Origin of the sequence: Mangrovibacter phragmitis (assembly GCF_040429585.1) — a bacterium.
In the GTDB taxonomy this organism is placed as follows: domain Bacteria; phylum Pseudomonadota; class Gammaproteobacteria; order Enterobacterales; family Enterobacteriaceae; genus Mangrovibacter; species Mangrovibacter phragmitis.
Map to the genome: position 1 here is coordinate 4,887,106 of NZ_CP134782.1, position 13,416 is coordinate 4,900,521.

The 13,416-nt window shown below is 46.3% G+C and carries 15 protein-coding genes, 3 tRNA genes and 1 pseudogene; 8 read left to right on the top strand and 11 right to left on the bottom strand.

Going from position 1 to position 13,416, the window contains the following annotated elements:
• Window position 1: 1 nt before the first annotated feature.
• From MPHASIOC01_RS23510 to mobI, 3 genes are all read right to left on the bottom strand, one after another.
• Window positions 2-835, bottom strand: a complete 834-nt coding sequence (locus MPHASIOC01_RS23510) for a mechanosensitive ion channel family protein (protein ID WP_109248248.1) — start codon at window positions 833-835, stop codon at window positions 2-4.
• A 70-nt stretch (window positions 836-905) separates the two neighbouring features.
• Entirely contained in the window at window positions 906-1,874 is a 969-nt protein-coding gene (locus MPHASIOC01_RS23515) for a calcium/sodium antiporter (protein WP_109248249.1), read from the bottom strand.
• Window positions 1,875-2,238: 364 nt separating this feature from the next.
• Window positions 2,239-2,685: a conjugative transfer protein MobI(A/C) gene (gene mobI / locus MPHASIOC01_RS23520; protein ID WP_109248250.1), complete on the bottom strand. Its 447-nt coding sequence runs from the start codon at window positions 2,683-2,685 to the stop codon at window positions 2,239-2,241.
• Window positions 2,686-3,149: 464 nt separating this feature from the next.
• On the opposite strand from mobI, the gene MPHASIOC01_RS23525 reads away from it, so the two are divergent.
• From MPHASIOC01_RS23525 to MPHASIOC01_RS23535, 3 genes are read left to right on the top strand one after another with little or no spacing between them, the layout of a single operon-like run.
• Window positions 3,150-4,124, top strand: a complete 975-nt coding sequence (locus MPHASIOC01_RS23525; protein WP_008305551.1) for a ParM/StbA family protein — start codon at window positions 3,150-3,152, stop codon at window positions 4,122-4,124.
• A gap of 2 nt (window positions 4,125-4,126) precedes the next feature.
• Entirely contained in the window at window positions 4,127-4,396 is a 270-nt protein-coding gene (locus MPHASIOC01_RS23530; RefSeq protein WP_109248251.1) for a hypothetical protein, read from the top strand.
• Between the two features lies 1 nt (window position 4,397).
• Entirely contained in the window at window positions 4,398-5,639 is a 1,242-nt protein-coding gene (locus MPHASIOC01_RS23535) for an integrase family protein (protein WP_028870222.1), read from the top strand.
• A gap of 16 nt (window positions 5,640-5,655) precedes the next feature.
• Here the strand turns inward: MPHASIOC01_RS23535 and MPHASIOC01_RS23540 are convergent, their stop codons facing one another.
• From MPHASIOC01_RS23540 to MPHASIOC01_RS23565, 7 genes and pseudogenes are all read right to left on the bottom strand, one after another.
• Window positions 5,656-5,850, bottom strand: coding sequence for an AlpA family transcriptional regulator (locus MPHASIOC01_RS23540; RefSeq protein WP_012368405.1), 195 nt, complete (start codon window positions 5,848-5,850; stop codon window positions 5,656-5,658).
• Between the two features lie 216 nt (window positions 5,851-6,066).
• Window positions 6,067-7,281 (bottom strand): type II toxin-antitoxin system HipA family toxin, encoded by a 1,215-nt coding sequence (locus MPHASIOC01_RS23545; RefSeq protein ID WP_248953018.1) that lies wholly within the window; start codon window positions 7,279-7,281, stop codon window positions 6,067-6,069.
• Window positions 7,274-7,594: a helix-turn-helix domain-containing protein gene (locus MPHASIOC01_RS23550; RefSeq protein ID WP_109248253.1), complete on the bottom strand. Its 321-nt coding sequence runs from the start codon at window positions 7,592-7,594 to the stop codon at window positions 7,274-7,276. The genes MPHASIOC01_RS23545 and MPHASIOC01_RS23550 overlap by 8 nt, the downstream gene beginning before the upstream one ends.
• Before the next feature lie 780 nt (window positions 7,595-8,374).
• A pseudogene (locus MPHASIOC01_RS27715) lies at window positions 8,375-8,452 on the bottom strand (hypothetical protein); the annotation flags it as partial.
• 94 nt (window positions 8,453-8,546) lie between these two features.
• Window positions 8,547-9,224: a pyrimidine 5'-nucleotidase gene (gene yjjG / locus MPHASIOC01_RS23555; RefSeq protein WP_064598650.1), complete on the bottom strand. Its 678-nt coding sequence runs from the start codon at window positions 9,222-9,224 to the stop codon at window positions 8,547-8,549.
• A 29-nt stretch (window positions 9,225-9,253) separates the two neighbouring features.
• Window positions 9,254-9,697 (bottom strand): ribosomal protein S18-alanine N-acetyltransferase, encoded by a 444-nt coding sequence (rimI, locus tag MPHASIOC01_RS23560; protein WP_353613401.1) that lies wholly within the window; start codon window positions 9,695-9,697, stop codon window positions 9,254-9,256.
• Complete coding sequence (locus MPHASIOC01_RS23565) at window positions 9,666-10,079, bottom strand: DNA polymerase III subunit psi (RefSeq protein WP_064598647.1); 414 nt, start codon at window positions 10,077-10,079, stop codon at window positions 9,666-9,668. The genes rimI and MPHASIOC01_RS23565 overlap by 32 nt, the downstream gene beginning before the upstream one ends.
• Before the next feature lie 104 nt (window positions 10,080-10,183).
• Here MPHASIOC01_RS23565 and rsmC point away from each other — a divergent pair, with 104 nt between their 5' ends.
• The 4 genes from rsmC (at window position 10,184) to MPHASIOC01_RS23585 (ending at window position 11,662) form a co-directional block, all read left to right on the top strand.
• On the top strand, window positions 10,184-11,212 hold the full coding sequence (gene rsmC, locus MPHASIOC01_RS23570; RefSeq protein WP_064598645.1) for a 16S rRNA (guanine(1207)-N(2))-methyltransferase RsmC: 1,029 nt from the start codon (window positions 10,184-10,186) through the stop codon (window positions 11,210-11,212).
• 136 nt (window positions 11,213-11,348) lie between these two features.
• Window positions 11,349-11,435, top strand: a tRNA-Leu gene (locus MPHASIOC01_RS23575).
• A 26-nt stretch (window positions 11,436-11,461) separates the two neighbouring features.
• Window positions 11,462-11,548: transfer RNA gene (locus MPHASIOC01_RS23580), tRNA-Leu, on the top strand.
• A 27-nt stretch (window positions 11,549-11,575) separates the two neighbouring features.
• Window positions 11,576-11,662, top strand: a tRNA-Leu gene (locus MPHASIOC01_RS23585).
• Between the two features lie 110 nt (window positions 11,663-11,772).
• On the opposite strand, the gene MPHASIOC01_RS23590 is transcribed toward MPHASIOC01_RS23585, so the two are convergent.
• The gene (locus tag MPHASIOC01_RS23590) at window positions 11,773-12,018 is read right to left on the bottom strand and encodes a DUF1435 family protein (RefSeq protein WP_231889199.1); all 246 of its coding nucleotides are present in this window, start codon (window positions 12,016-12,018) and stop codon (window positions 11,773-11,775) included.
• A 289-nt stretch (window positions 12,019-12,307) separates the two neighbouring features.
• Between MPHASIOC01_RS23590 and MPHASIOC01_RS23595 the strand changes: the two genes are divergently transcribed.
• The gene (locus MPHASIOC01_RS23595) at window positions 12,308-13,378 is read left to right on the top strand and encodes a diguanylate cyclase (protein WP_353613402.1); all 1,071 of its coding nucleotides are present in this window, start codon (window positions 12,308-12,310) and stop codon (window positions 13,376-13,378) included.
• Window positions 13,379-13,416: the final 38 nt, after the last annotated feature.

The window sequence follows — 13,416 nt, forward strand, 5'->3', positions numbered from 1 at the left end:
TTTATTTGCTGCTTGAGTTTTCGATAATGTGGAGCGTACGCTGAGGGAACGGAATCGTCAGACCAGCCGCTTCAATGGCTTCTTTTACTTGTTTATTTAAATCCCAATAAGCTGACCAATAGTTTTCATTTGTTGCCCATGCTCTCAGCTGAATATTCACTGCACTGTCAGCCATGGACGCAACCATTACCTTAGGCGCTGGATCAGTCATCAATCTTGATTCATTTTCTGCAACACCTTGCAATATTTTCAACGCGTCATCTATGGAGTCTGAATAGGAAATACCAACAACAATATCCATCCGTCGTTTACCATTACGGGTGAAGTTTTTGATATTATTTCCCCATAAGACGCTATTCGGGGAAGCAATATACAATCCATCTATAGTTTCAAGCACGGTTGTAAAAAGATTTATCTCTTTAACTGTCCCTTGAGTTGAACCAAACTCAATAAAATCTCCAGATTTAAACGGTCGAAGGATCAGTAGCATGATTCCAGCTGCGATGTTACTGAGCGTATCTTTAAGCGCAAGACCAACTGCCAAACCTGCCGCACCAACCAGAGCGATAAGACTAGCAGTATTTACCCCAAAGATGTCTAAAATAAATACACCGCCGATGACATAAACCGCGTAACTGGCTACGGTTGAAAATATTGGTATCAGGGTCGCGTCAACTTTATTCAACTTAGAGTTAGTGTCTTGAATCGCTTTGCGCACTGCTTTTGCAATAAGTGAGCTTGCCACCCAAATAACAATAGCCAAGATTAAATTATAACCAAGCGCTACTATTGTCTCTGAATGATTTTGCCAAAATTGAATAAGTGAATCTTTCATATCTCTCTCTCTTTCATTGTGCGCATGTGAGTTGAATCCACATGCCCACTTATTATTTTTGATTTTGCTATTAAATCACAGACGAAACTAACCAAGTGTTGTAAGCACAAAATGCGATTAGCAGACCTGCGCCTTCCAATCTGTTAATCCGTCCAGCATCACGAAATCCATAGGCCATAAATAGCAAGGCGATTGTCAAACCCATCATAACTAACCAGTCGCGAGACATAACCTCGGAAGACATACCTGTAATCGGCGATATAACGCCCGCGATACCAACGACAGCGAGTAAGTTAAACATGTTAGAACCCACCACATTGCCAATAGCGATATCATGCTCACCTTTTCTAACTGCAATAATGGATGCTGCTAATTCAGGGAGTGACGTGCCCAAAGCAACAATCGTTAAGCCGATAATTAAATCACTAACACCCAGTGCCTCTGCGATACTCACTGCTCCCCAAACGAGTACTCGTGAACTCACTATCAGAAGAATCAAGCCAATCACCAGCCAAAAAATAGCTTTTTTGATAGGCATCTCGTGCTCAACCACTTCTTGATCCATTTCACTTTCTAATTTATCCCCTTTACCTCTCATAGCAGAGTAAATACTCCAGCCAATTAAGGTAAAGAACCCCACCAGAAGAAGAACAGACTCAAAACGTGTTAGCGAGCCATCCCAAAGGAAATAACCGAGCGCAGAACTAATAAGCAATAATAAAGGGATCTCCTTTCTGACTATTTTTGATTGCACCAATATTGGGGTAATAATGGCTGTTAACCCTAGAATTAAACCTGTATTGACGATATTCGAGCCGAGCGCATTACCGAGGGCTAAATCTGGATTGCCATCAATGGCCGCCATTGCAGAAACAACCATTTCAGGTGCAGACGTACCGAAACCAACAATGACCATTCCAATTAGCAATGACGGCATGCCAGCATGTTTAGCAGTAGCAGCAGCACCTTCAACGAAACGGTCAGCACTCCAAACCAATAGAATGAAACCACCTAAAATGGCTAAAGAAGCAACTAACATTAGACGACACTCCCATTTGTAAAATGGTTTTTGTTATCAAAGGAGATGCAGTTTGGAAGTTGTTTAATGGCTTTACTGAATGAAAATTTACGAGTATTTCCACTGGCATAAGACGCCAATCGGTTGATCGTAATAACGATGGTTAGCTGTGACATGAGTATTTCCTTGGGGTGGTTTAGACAAAGGCAAACGAGACTCTCCACCCCGAGAGCGCCATTTGCCTTAAGTCTTGTCAATCCAAGTATGGACATAACCGCCACGAACTGCTGTTCGGAGACTGTTGACGGTTATCGCAGTAAAAACTGAGAGACTACTCCCCTAAGGTTAGAACTGAATGATATAACCATTTATAGCCATTTACAACTTAGCAATAAGCGTTCACTCTGCGACGCAGCATGTTGAGCTTATCAACCTGGCGTCGAACATCACTGAAGAATTCTTCTTTCTCCATGGCCAGCGCTAGCTCCCATTCTTTGGCTAGACCTTGGCAGTCCAAAAATGAGTATCTCAGCTTCGTCTTTGAAATACGCAGTCCCTTGCTAAAGACCACGCGCTTGCCTCGTTGACCGTGAAAGCTGTTGATGTACCACTCTATGCCAAAGCCATACTTAAAGTCTCTGATACGGACACCAAGCAGCCCCCAGTCTTTAAAGGGCGCATTCCCTCGAACCTTGTAATGGGTAACCCAAAAGTCATCAACTTCAGCTCGTGCCAGCGCTTTTAGCCTGTCTGTTTCTTGCTGAAGTAAATCTGATACCTCTGCTTTCCATTGTTTATTGACGATTTCTACCAAACCAATTTCCCCATCCAATTAACCCCAAAAGCCAAAACCACTATCCGTTTGGCTTTTGGATCGAAACGCCAAACGTAAAACTGCCGTAACAATCACTGTTTGGCGTCTCGATATAAATCAACTCGCGCAATCCCATACCTGACAAGGGATACAGCCCGATTTCACTTAAAAACACCTAAAAAGACGTATCGTCATGAAGATACAAACCGTTTGGCTAGTTCAGGCCAGAATGCAAACGACGTTTGGCGTCTCGATTTTTTTGACTAGGTCATCCGCCGCCAAACAGCGCCTATTCTCATACTTTTGCGAAAATGCAATAGGCAGATAGATGAAAGGATTTGTCACCTTTCTGCCCACCGCCAGTACACCGAATCCTGATAATGACATTTGAGTGAACCGCCAGAGCACTTGGAAATGCCCAAGCGTGACCTGAGCGGTTAGTTGAAAACCGTTAGAGCACTTTGAGTGCACAGGAGATAAGTATGTTTGTACTAGGCGTAGATATCGGTTACTCGAACCTGAAGCTGGCTATTGGCCAATCAGGCAGTGAACCGAAAACCATTATTCTGCCTGCGGGGGCCGGTCCTGCGGATCGTATGCCTGAGCGTATCGGTGGAGGCGATGATGAAACTTGTTTGTATGTGTCAGTCGATAATGAGCGTTGGGCCGCTGGTGTGCCTGCTGGACGCCTTCAAGGCTGGGAACGAGAGCTCCACCCGGAATATCCGACCACAAAAACCTATAAGGCGCTTTTTCATGCTGCCTTGTTGATGGCTGAAACTGAGTCCATCGATTTGGTTGTCACTGGATTACCGGTTTCCCAGTTTCATGAACCACAACGTAAATCTGACCTTGTGAAGCGTTTAAAAGGAGTCCATCAAGTGACGCCTAAGCGCAGCATCACTGTTCATGACGTCAAAGTGCTGCCGCAGCCTGCCGGTGCCTATATGGATCTGGTTCAAACAGGTGGAGATTTGGGCTTGATTGAAGAAGGTCGCGTCGTCGTCATAGATCCCGGCTTTTTTTCTGTTGACTGGGTTGCCCTTGAGGCCGGAGAAATTCGCTACAGCTCATCAGGAACCAGTCTTCAGGCAATGTCCGTGCTACTGGAAACCATTGATAAGCTGATTTCGGAAGATCACGGTGCCAAAGTAGGTATGGATCGACTTGAAAAAGCCATGAGAACCGGCGACTTGCAGGTGCTGCTATTTGGTGAAAAAGTCGATATTTCACCTTATCTGAATGCTGCCATGAAAAAGGTAGCGCCTGTCGCTCTTACAGCCATGCGCCAATCAATGCGCGACGAAAGCATTAATGCGGACTTGGTATTGATCGCCGGAGGTGGAGCCTTGGCTTATAAGGAAGCGGCCAAGGAGATTTTTTCACGAAGCAAGATCATCGTGCCGGAACAGTCTGTTTTGGCGAACGTCCGAGGCTTCTGGTTTTATGGGGCCTGATTATGAGAGTTGTCGTCAACATTCCCCCAGGGAGCCACCCTGAACTGCTTAAAGAATTAGAAAAGACGCCACCACGGGAACGCGCTGAGCGTCTGCGGATGCTGGCCACCTTTGGGTTAATTCACATGAGCCAACCCAATCTATCCACGGCATCTGTACCGGTGGATGGCCATGCTCCAGAAGTTGAAACTACTTCTGTGAGTACAGCGCCAGAACCCAAAGCAGAATCACGTAAACAATCATTAAAATCAAAACTAGGGCTGGGCTTATAACATGGCGTTATCAGTTAGCTGGCTCGATGCCAGGTTAAATAAAGAAGCAAAAGAAACCGTAGTAAAAGCCGACCGAGATGGGCTAAGTGCTCGGGTATCGCCCAAGGGCAAAATTGTTTTTCAGTTTCGTTATCGTTTCGATGGCAAGCAACAGCGGGTAGACATAGGTACTTACCCACTAATGAAGCTTGCTGAAGCCAGGAATGAGCTGGACAGGTTAAGGGCGGTACTTGATCAGGGCAGAAACCCCAAGCTCTACCTACAGCAGGAACGGGCCAAGTATTCTGCCAACCAAAGCTTCGAATCGATTTTTCGAGACTGGATAGACTCTGCCGGTAAGCAAGGGCTAAAGGAGAAAACGTGGCACTACCAAAAACGCAGCAGTGAAATATATTTGCTGCCCCGACTTGGCAAGTACCCATTAACTGACATCAATGAATTGTCCTTGCGAAACTGTCTTCGTGAGGTTTCGGAGTCGTCCCCTTCAAACACAGAACGTCTAGTGTCTGTGCTGCACAAGTTTTATGACTGGCTGATTGATGAACAAATTTTGGAAATTAACGCTGCCGCTGGGATCACAGCAAAAAAGGTTGGCGGTAAAAAAGGCAAACGAACTCGGGTGCTAAATGACAACGAGATCAGGATACTTTGGCGCTATTTGCACGAGTCAAAAATCACAGAGAAGAACCGCATCTACATAAAACTGCTTCTCTTATTGGGAGGGCGCAAGGGCGAACTCATTCAAGCTGAAAAGCATCACTTTGACTTGCAATCTGCAATGTGGACAGTGCCCATAGAGATCCGCAAACAAGGTGAGAAAATTGGAGCGCCGATCATGCGGCCATTGATTAAGCCAGCTATTGAGCTGATTGAACTGGCGATGCAGATGAGCAAATCAACCTACTTGTTTCCCGCGAACGGACAAGAAGAGCTTGCCACAAATGGCTTTGATACCACTATTCCTAATAATGTGAAAATCTGGGCTCGCAGATCGCTTGGTGTTGAGATGGAACATTGGTCTATGCATGATCTTCGCAGAACGATGCGAACGCGAATGTCTGCCATCACGACGCAAGAAGTTGCCGAGTTGATGATTGGCCACAGCAAAAAAGGGTTGGATGCTATCTACAACCAATATCAGTACCTGGATGAAATGCGTCATGCTTACGACGTTTGGTATCAACAGCTAGAGACCATCATCGAGCCGACAGGCTTTCCATTCAACTGGCGTTTCGGACAATAAAATAAAAGAAAGAGGCTCAGTCCTCTTTCTTCTCATACTCCTCCAAATCTTCAATGTGCCACAGCTTGTTTCGTGTATTTCGGTTGATACGAGGTTGCGGCAAGCTGCCATCTTTTATTCTTCGCCAGAGAGTCGTATAGCTAATGTGGTAACGAGCCATCACTTCGTAAGATGTTAGAAAAGGGGTTATCTGGTGCGCTACGGCTGTCATCTGCATTCTCCTGAAAATCAATGTAAAGCTATCATCGCCTGATTCATCACTTGTTGATGGTCAGAAAGATGCATGATTTGTTCAGAAGATCAGCCTTATCATGACACCGGTATCATTGTGCAGTTTACCAAATTTCCAGTTTACGGCGAAAAGCGCCGTAAAATCGCATTAAGTTAAACCATCTTTATCGGTATGCACGCTCTAGCTACTAGGAATTCAGCGTAGCGGTATACTTCGTAAGTGCATTTCGATGGCTTCAATCACTGACCTAGTGAGGGGTAAATGCGCTTTTTCTTTTGCCCATACCTCATGGAAGCCAGCTACAGTTTGCTTTGCAGTATCTAACACCAATTTTTCTGGCAACATGGCTTTAGCCGCTAAGTGTGATAGCTCATCCAGCGTGAAATCGCTGAATTTCTTGCTACGGCTCACCTTCAGCGATGCACTATCATCGGGGATATAAGGAATGGTTGAAACAAAGTCATAAACAGGTGCAATAGACGCAGTGCGCTTATCTTTGTAAATCACAGACCAATTCTTCAAATGCATATCGGCATTGCCAATTAGCGTGTTGAACACCAATCGGCGAGTAAATTCTGCAATGTCTTCGTCTTGCCCTTCAATACCGATAACCTGAGCAATATTTCGCATACTGGCTTTTTTGTATTTATCTTGAGGATAGACGCCAAACACTTGCGCAAAGTCCTCAATGTGAACAGCTTGACCATCTGCACGGTCAAAACGCTTGATCACAAAAGCGCTATCTCCAAATTTGCCAATGCCATTTGGGATATTAGTAATCCGATTAATAGGGAGTAGCTGCGTTTCTGGCACGTCCATTCCCAACATTCGAGCCAGTTCCATCATTGAATATTCATTTTCTGGCACAGCTTCAAATCGAGACGACGGTAATTTTACAATCCAAGAGCCACCTTGACCGGTTGCTGGGATCGTCAAACCGCCATTTGCCTGCTGCACAGCTGAAAACTTCAATTGCACTCCCGCCAATGAAAAACGCATTGGTCCATCTGTCTTCGTTTCATCTTCTATGTCTTGATGCACATTAGGTGGTAAGGCTTCACCATTCGCAGGCTCAACCGTGATTGCGCCAGCCAAATCCTGTCCAAGTACCCACAATAGAAAAAACTCCCGCGCTGGATTAACACCGGCACGCTCAGCCAGGTAATGACGCATGGTTTCTTCTGGCAAAAGGTTAGAGAAAAACGGAGTTAACTTGGTTTGGGTCGGTTTGAAGTGAGTCAGCAGGCCACCTAGCGAATCTTTAAAGCCAAGTCCTAACACAGGACGCGATTCGTCATGAATGTACGAATCCATAAAGGCAAAAAGCGTTCTGTCATTGCCCACGTTGGTGATCGTTGCAATGGGTTCACCGTAAAGCAAAACGTTGAGCGTAGAGACATGGTTAGTCATTGTCGTCTTCCTCTAACTGATATGCGGGCGACATTGGCTCACCCTCGTCGCTGATGCCGTTAACACCTTGGCCACTTCGAATGATCGACTTGATGGCAGGTACAGATTTTTTTGGCGCAACAAATAACTCTAGGTCCAGTACACGGGCAAGTGCAATCAAACTGGATATTCTTAAATCAACACTGCCAGACTCGATTTTCGAAATATGGCTTTGAGGCACACCCGAACGAGCACTTAACTCTCTCTGGCTAAACCCCTTTCGTACCCGAGCTTCTCGAAGACTTTCTAGTATCTGCTCTGTTACATAGCTCATTTCGATACGCCTTAATGCATCACTTAAGAATAATTATATACAAAAACATATCACAGCAACTCAAATAACACAAATTTGATTAGCCATTACATATCAAAAGCCATGACCTGATACATAATTACATATAAGTAGAAGGAGATTTTTGTCATCGACAAAAGAGCGATACTCTCCCTGATAATCGCGAACTGACGCATCAAACTCCCTAAGTACTTTTGTCGCTCAGCCCTTATACAGCAAGGGCTACAGAAGAACTCGCGTCAAATCGCCAGAAGATAAGTGCAACAAAGAGGAAGTTTGTACACAGTTACAGGAAATTTTGTACACACAAGTCGAAAAACAAGTGCAAAATGATGGTGTAAACAGCAACTAAATTTGAAGGTAAGTCTGATATCTCAATTAGAAATAACCGTATTGGTTCGCTTCAAGCATCTTCAAAAACAAATACTAAAGCAAAAATCACACCAACAATAAACTCCCTCATTAAATTTTGTAATTTGGTACAGAAGAAAACATTTACCAAAAAAAGAGACTCTTTTTAACGGTAGTACTTTTTACGCCAAACCCAGTAACTACAAGGCCTACAGCCAGGTTTGTGTCATGGAATTTTCGCAAAAGGCCTCTAAAACGGAATTTGTACTCAAGTTTGTACACACTTTCCGAGGTTACGCTTGAACATCATTGAAAAGCAAAGAAACGAGAAAAAGACAAAAAGCCTTTAAATTCAGTAAGTAGAGATGTTATTGTGGTGTGCAATGAAAGGTGGTTTTAAGCGTTGAAAGGCTGGGCGGCATCAGGGTGCGAAATAATGGCAAAAGTGCGGCGGCGGGCCACCTCTTGCTCGAAAGGAGACAACGTCATAATTCAGTCTTCTGTGTCAGGGCGCGAAGCATGTTCACGCCACAAGGATTGGTAAAAATGTGCGCTATTTTACCCAACAGTCCGGGCCAGACAATCATTGTTTACACAGGCGTTGCTCCAGTTCGCTAAGCGTTGTCACCTGCCAGTCTGGTGTAATCCCTTCGGGTAGTGTGCGCTGATGGCTGTTGACCCAGCAAGTTGCCAGACCTGCATTGATGCCACCAAGAATATCGGACTCGGGTGTATCCCCAACCATTAACACACGTTCCCGGGGCGGATTTCCCATTTTATTCAGTGCGTAATCGAAGATTGAAACATCCGGTTTCGCCACACCCACCTGCTCAGAAATCACCAGCAGGTCGAACAAATGCGCGGTACCCGTTCGCGCCAGGCGGCGTTCCTGTAGCGCCGTAAATCCGTTGGTGATGATACCCATTTTCACTTTGCCATGCAGAGCATTGAGCAGGGAGATAGCGCCAGGCAAAGGCATACAAATTTCCGCCATGGCATTTAAAAAGGCATCATTCAGTTCAGCAGGTGGCACACGTAGTTTATCGGCCCACCCCTGGAAGCGTTGGTGCTGTAATTGTAACGCGCTAATCGCACCATTTTGATAATCCACCCACAACGGTTTATTTACCGCCTGATAATCCTGGAAATCTTCGGATGTGAATGTAACGCTATAATCCAGAAACATTCTTTGTAAGCCGCTGAATGCGTCAAATGTAAACAGCGTTTCATCGGCATCAAACAGAATCCAGTCCCACTGCATGGCTTCGCTCCGTTGTTTCTCGTTTTTACTCACCCCAGCGGCAGAGCCATGACAATGGCATCCTCACGCCCGGTTGCGCACGGATAGTAATTACGGCGCACGGTGACTTCGTTAAACCCTAATCGCTCATATAAGGCGCGGGCGCCCTGGTTCGATTCACGGACTTCCAGCCACAATGTTAAAACATCAGACTGTTCCAGCACCGCTATTAAATAATCAAGCAGCTCTCGCCCCAGCCCTTTACGTTGCCAGGCAGGATCAACGGCAATATTGAACAAGGTCGCCTCATCCAGCACGACCTGGGTGATGGCAAACGCCACCAACTGACTATCCACCCATAAGCCATAATTGCGGTAACGCTCACCCTGGTTGCTGATAAGCGTTTTTTCACTCCATGGGAAAGCATGGCTGCGTTGTTCAATCGCCCAGGCAGCGGCGAGATCAGCCTGCGTCAGGGAAGAGATCGTGTTCATGTTGGCAAATTTGTTTCCACAGCGCCTGGCGCGCCTGGTGGTCCTGATAAAGTTCATCCAGCCCGGGCGAAGACAGATTTACCCCGGGTAACGCCACAGTGCATGAGGCCCCCAGCCACCAGGTATGGCAGCGGCTGCCAGACGGTAACATGCCAACCCGTTCAGGGGATAACAACATGACCTGCTCTGCTGAGAGTTGCAAACTACGCAGAACATCCTGAATAAAAGGGTTGTGTAATTCAGGTAATGGCCGGGCGACTATCAATAGCCGCACCGCAGACGGCACTGTGATAGCAACCTCACCTTGCAACACGCCCGGGCGACGTAGCACCCATTGGGTGATGCCCAGTTGCTGCAATTGCCAGTCTCGTCGGGATGTCATGTGTAGCCTTGTTTCTCGTCAGAAGGGCGCAAATATAGCAAATCCGTCGAATCTGCGCCAACAAACCACTATAATCACGCCTCAGAATATTAAGGAGACAATTAATGTCAGCGTATACCCCTGCCAGTGAAGTACTGCTGCGCAACAGTGATGATTTTCAGGACAGCCATATTTTATTTGCAGGTGACCTGCAAGACATGTTGCCCGCACAACTCCCCTGCGCCTCAGCCAGAGTATTTACTCAACAATATCATCACTGGCAACAGCTACATGCGCAAATGGGTGAACAGGCTAGTTGGGGTATGTATGCAGAGGCCGAACAGGTTGCTGGCTGCGATACGCTGATTTATTACTGGCCGAAAAACAAGCCTGAGGCACATTACCAGTTAATGAACCTGCTGGCTCTGCTCCCCATTGGCAGCCATATTTTTGTTGTGGGTGAAAACCGTAGTGGGATCCGTAGCGCAGAACAAATGATTGAAGCATTTAGCCCATTAACCAAAGTTGACAGCGCACGCCGTTGTGGTCTTTACCATGGTCAACTTGAAAAATACCCCACATTCTCTCCTGACGCCTGGTGGGGTGAATACCAGGCCGACGGTGTTACGGTAAAAACACTCCCGGGCGTTTTTAGCCGTGACGGTCTGGACTCTGGCAGTCAACTGCTCCTGTCCACCTTCACACCGCACACCAAAGGCAAAGTGCTGGATGTCGGTTGTGGTGCTGGTGTACTGGCCGCATCACTGGCGGCACACTCGCCTAAAGTGCGTCTGACATTATGCGATGTCAGCGCTGCGGCGATTGAAGCCACTAAAGCCACGCTGCAGGCTAATGAAGTAGAAGGCCAGGTTCTGGCCAGTAATGTATTTAGTGACATCCAGGGCCGGTTTGACATGATAATCTCAAACCCACCGTTTCATGATGGGATCCAGACCAGTCTGGACGCGGCCCAGCAGTTAATCCGCGGTGCGGCGCGTCACCTGAATATTGGTGGGGAGTTACGCATCGTCGCCAACGCTTTTCTTCCTTATCCAAAGGTGTTGGATGAAACCTTTGGCAGCCATGAAGTCATTGCTCAAACCGGGCGTTTTAAAGTCTATAGCGCCATACTGCGACGTCCTGGTAAAAAATAACGCAAAGTGTGGGGTGTTTCCTGATGCCGTTTTTTACACCATTCAGAAAAACGGCATGTAATTAACAGTTGACGAATAGCAGAAAACCACTAGAATGCGCCTCCGTGGTTACAACACTTTCATGTGTTGATGGTATGCGAAGGTGGCGGAATTGGTAGACGCGCTAGCTTCAGGTGTTAGTGTCCTTTCGGACGTGAGGGTTCAAGTCCCTCCCCTCGCACCAATAATCACTGATATCGTTCGCACTGCGCGAAGGTGGCGGAATTGGTAGACGCGCTAGCTTCAGGTGTTAGTGTTCTTACGGACGTGAGGGTTCAAGTCCCTCCCCTCGCACCAATGCGAAAACGATATATCTCTTACTGTGCGAAGGTGGCGGAATTGGTAGACGCGCTAGCTTCAGGTGTTAGTGTCCTTTCGGACGTGAGGGTTCAAGTCCCTCCCCTCGCACCAGTTCTCTGAATTTTCCCTGTCGTCTTGTGTCATTATTGTCTGTTTGCCTTTATCTCTCCGTTTCTCTATATCAAAGCGCATTACCGGCGGCGATACTGCATAACTTGTGCTCAGGGGAAAACTGGCCATGCCAGCATAGCTTTTAGCAACAATACAGCACCGCTCCCCAGCGCCATCGCAGAAGAGAGTAAAATAAAATGCCGCAGCCGGGGGTGCCACAACATGGCGGCCGTGATTAATAACGCCACCGCAGTTAACACTCTCCATAACGAAAATGGCAGGTCAATAAACGCGAGGCCAAGAATCACCCCGCTTCCCAGTATTACTCCCCATCCCCCTTCAAGATACTTGCACATCACTTCCCCACTACAGGCAGCAAATTGATAACAAGTATCATATGCTAATGGTTATCATTTTCAATTAAATCTTGAATTCCAGGAACCGGGACACAGCGTTATCAAAATGACAAATAAGGCCAGGGTGACAGATTATTCTTAAGATGATAAATTGAGCGATTACGCATAACACTCATCCGACCTCGTTCTGGCTGAACGCCCACGGTTTAAGCCTTTAGATAAGGTCTGGACGTGAAGCCATGTAATATCTTTGATATTGCTATATATTTTATTCTTATCACTAATTTTTATGACAACACCATCATGGCAAGGCCTGATGAAAGAAAAATATCGACTTTCATTACGCCTGTTTTTGCTCCTGAACGCGCTGAGCTCAATTTATTGCATGCTCAACCCGTTAGCCAACAAAGCGCATATTATTGTGCGTACTCCTGTTGCAATGATTTTCATTGGCAGTACTTTTCTGCTTATCACAAATGTTAAAAATAAAAATTTACGTGTCCATATAAATATCATCTCACTGATATTCGGTATTTTTTGGGCCTGGAATGCCGTACTGGCACAACATGCTTTACAGACCACAGACCTTTCATGGTTTATGGTCACATTGCTGGCGGTTCTGTTTATTGGGGCAATTGCGTTTATCAATAACTTAATCAGTTTCCTGCTGCATTGTCTGCCTACCACACTAACCATTCTGTTTCTTTCCAACTGGGAATACTGGGTGCCGGTGTTGTTTGCTTTCGCATTACCAACCATTGGCATCGCCATTCACCAGATAATTAAACAGCGTAACGACCGGTTTATTCTGAGCCTGCTTAACACTCTGGAAGCAGAAAAAGAAACGTTAATCGATCTCAGTATGATAGACCCTCTCACCGGGCTGTATAATCGGCGGGGTTTTGAGAACCGGACAGAAAACGCCTTAGCGGATCCCTCGTCTGTACATACATTATTACTGTTGGATATTGACCATTTCAAAGCTTATAACGACCATTACGGGCACATGATGGGCGACCAGGCATTGACGCGTGTTTCTGCGGCCATTCGCGATGCCGTTCGTTCCAGAGACATTGTTGGTCGCTATGGTGGTGAAGAGTTTATGGTCTTACTGGTCAATACAACGCCGCAGCAAGCCAGCGAAACGGCGGAACGCATTCGCCAGCGGGTTTATGATCTCTCTATTCCACATATGTTTAATGAAAGTGTCGCAACCAATGTAACAATCAGCATTGGTACCGCGCAGGTCAAAAATAATGATATGGAAACAGCCCTGAGCCAGGCAGACCAGGCGCTTTACAGTGCAAAAAATCAGGGGCGCAACAGTATTCTGTCCTTCGATACCTGGAGTGTAGCCTGATACCCGGGTAGCAACGCTTGTATGTGTTCAATATCGTG

Coding starts and splice junctions, on each gene's coding strand:
- MPHASIOC01_RS23510 (WP_109248248.1), bottom strand. CDS start 835: ATGAAAGATTCACTTATTCAATTTTGGCAAAATCATTCAGAGACAATA.
- MPHASIOC01_RS23525 (WP_008305551.1), top strand. CDS start 3,150: ATGTTTGTACTAGGCGTAGATATCGGTTACTCGAACCTGAAGCTGGCT.
- rimI (WP_353613401.1), bottom strand. CDS start 9,697: ATGAACACGATCTCTTCCCTGACGCAGGCTGATCTCGCCGCTGCCTGG.
- MPHASIOC01_RS23590 (WP_231889199.1), bottom strand. CDS start 12,018: ATGTGCAAGTATCTTGAAGGGGGATGGGGAGTAATACTGGGAAGCGGG.
- yjjG (WP_064598650.1), bottom strand. CDS start 9,224: ATGCAGTGGGACTGGATTCTGTTTGATGCCGATGAAACGCTGTTTACA.
- MPHASIOC01_RS23535 (WP_028870222.1), top strand. CDS start 4,398: ATGGCGTTATCAGTTAGCTGGCTCGATGCCAGGTTAAATAAAGAAGCA.
- MPHASIOC01_RS23550 (WP_109248253.1), bottom strand. CDS start 7,594: ATGAGCTATGTAACAGAGCAGATACTAGAAAGTCTTCGAGAAGCTCGG.
- MPHASIOC01_RS23565 (WP_064598647.1), bottom strand. CDS start 10,079: ATGACATCCCGACGAGACTGGCAATTGCAGCAACTGGGCATCACCCAA.
- MPHASIOC01_RS23515 (WP_109248249.1), bottom strand. CDS start 1,874: ATGTTAGTTGCTTCTTTAGCCATTTTAGGTGGTTTCATTCTATTGGTT.
- MPHASIOC01_RS23595 (WP_353613402.1), top strand. CDS start 12,308: ATGACAACACCATCATGGCAAGGCCTGATGAAAGAAAAATATCGACTT.
- MPHASIOC01_RS23545 (WP_248953018.1), bottom strand. CDS start 7,281: ATGACTAACCATGTCTCTACGCTCAACGTTTTGCTTTACGGTGAACCC.
- MPHASIOC01_RS23540 (WP_012368405.1), bottom strand. CDS start 5,850: ATGACAGCCGTAGCGCACCAGATAACCCCTTTTCTAACATCTTACGAA.
- rsmC (WP_064598645.1), top strand. CDS start 10,184: ATGTCAGCGTATACCCCTGCCAGTGAAGTACTGCTGCGCAACAGTGAT.
- MPHASIOC01_RS23530 (WP_109248251.1), top strand. CDS start 4,127: ATGAGAGTTGTCGTCAACATTCCCCCAGGGAGCCACCCTGAACTGCTT.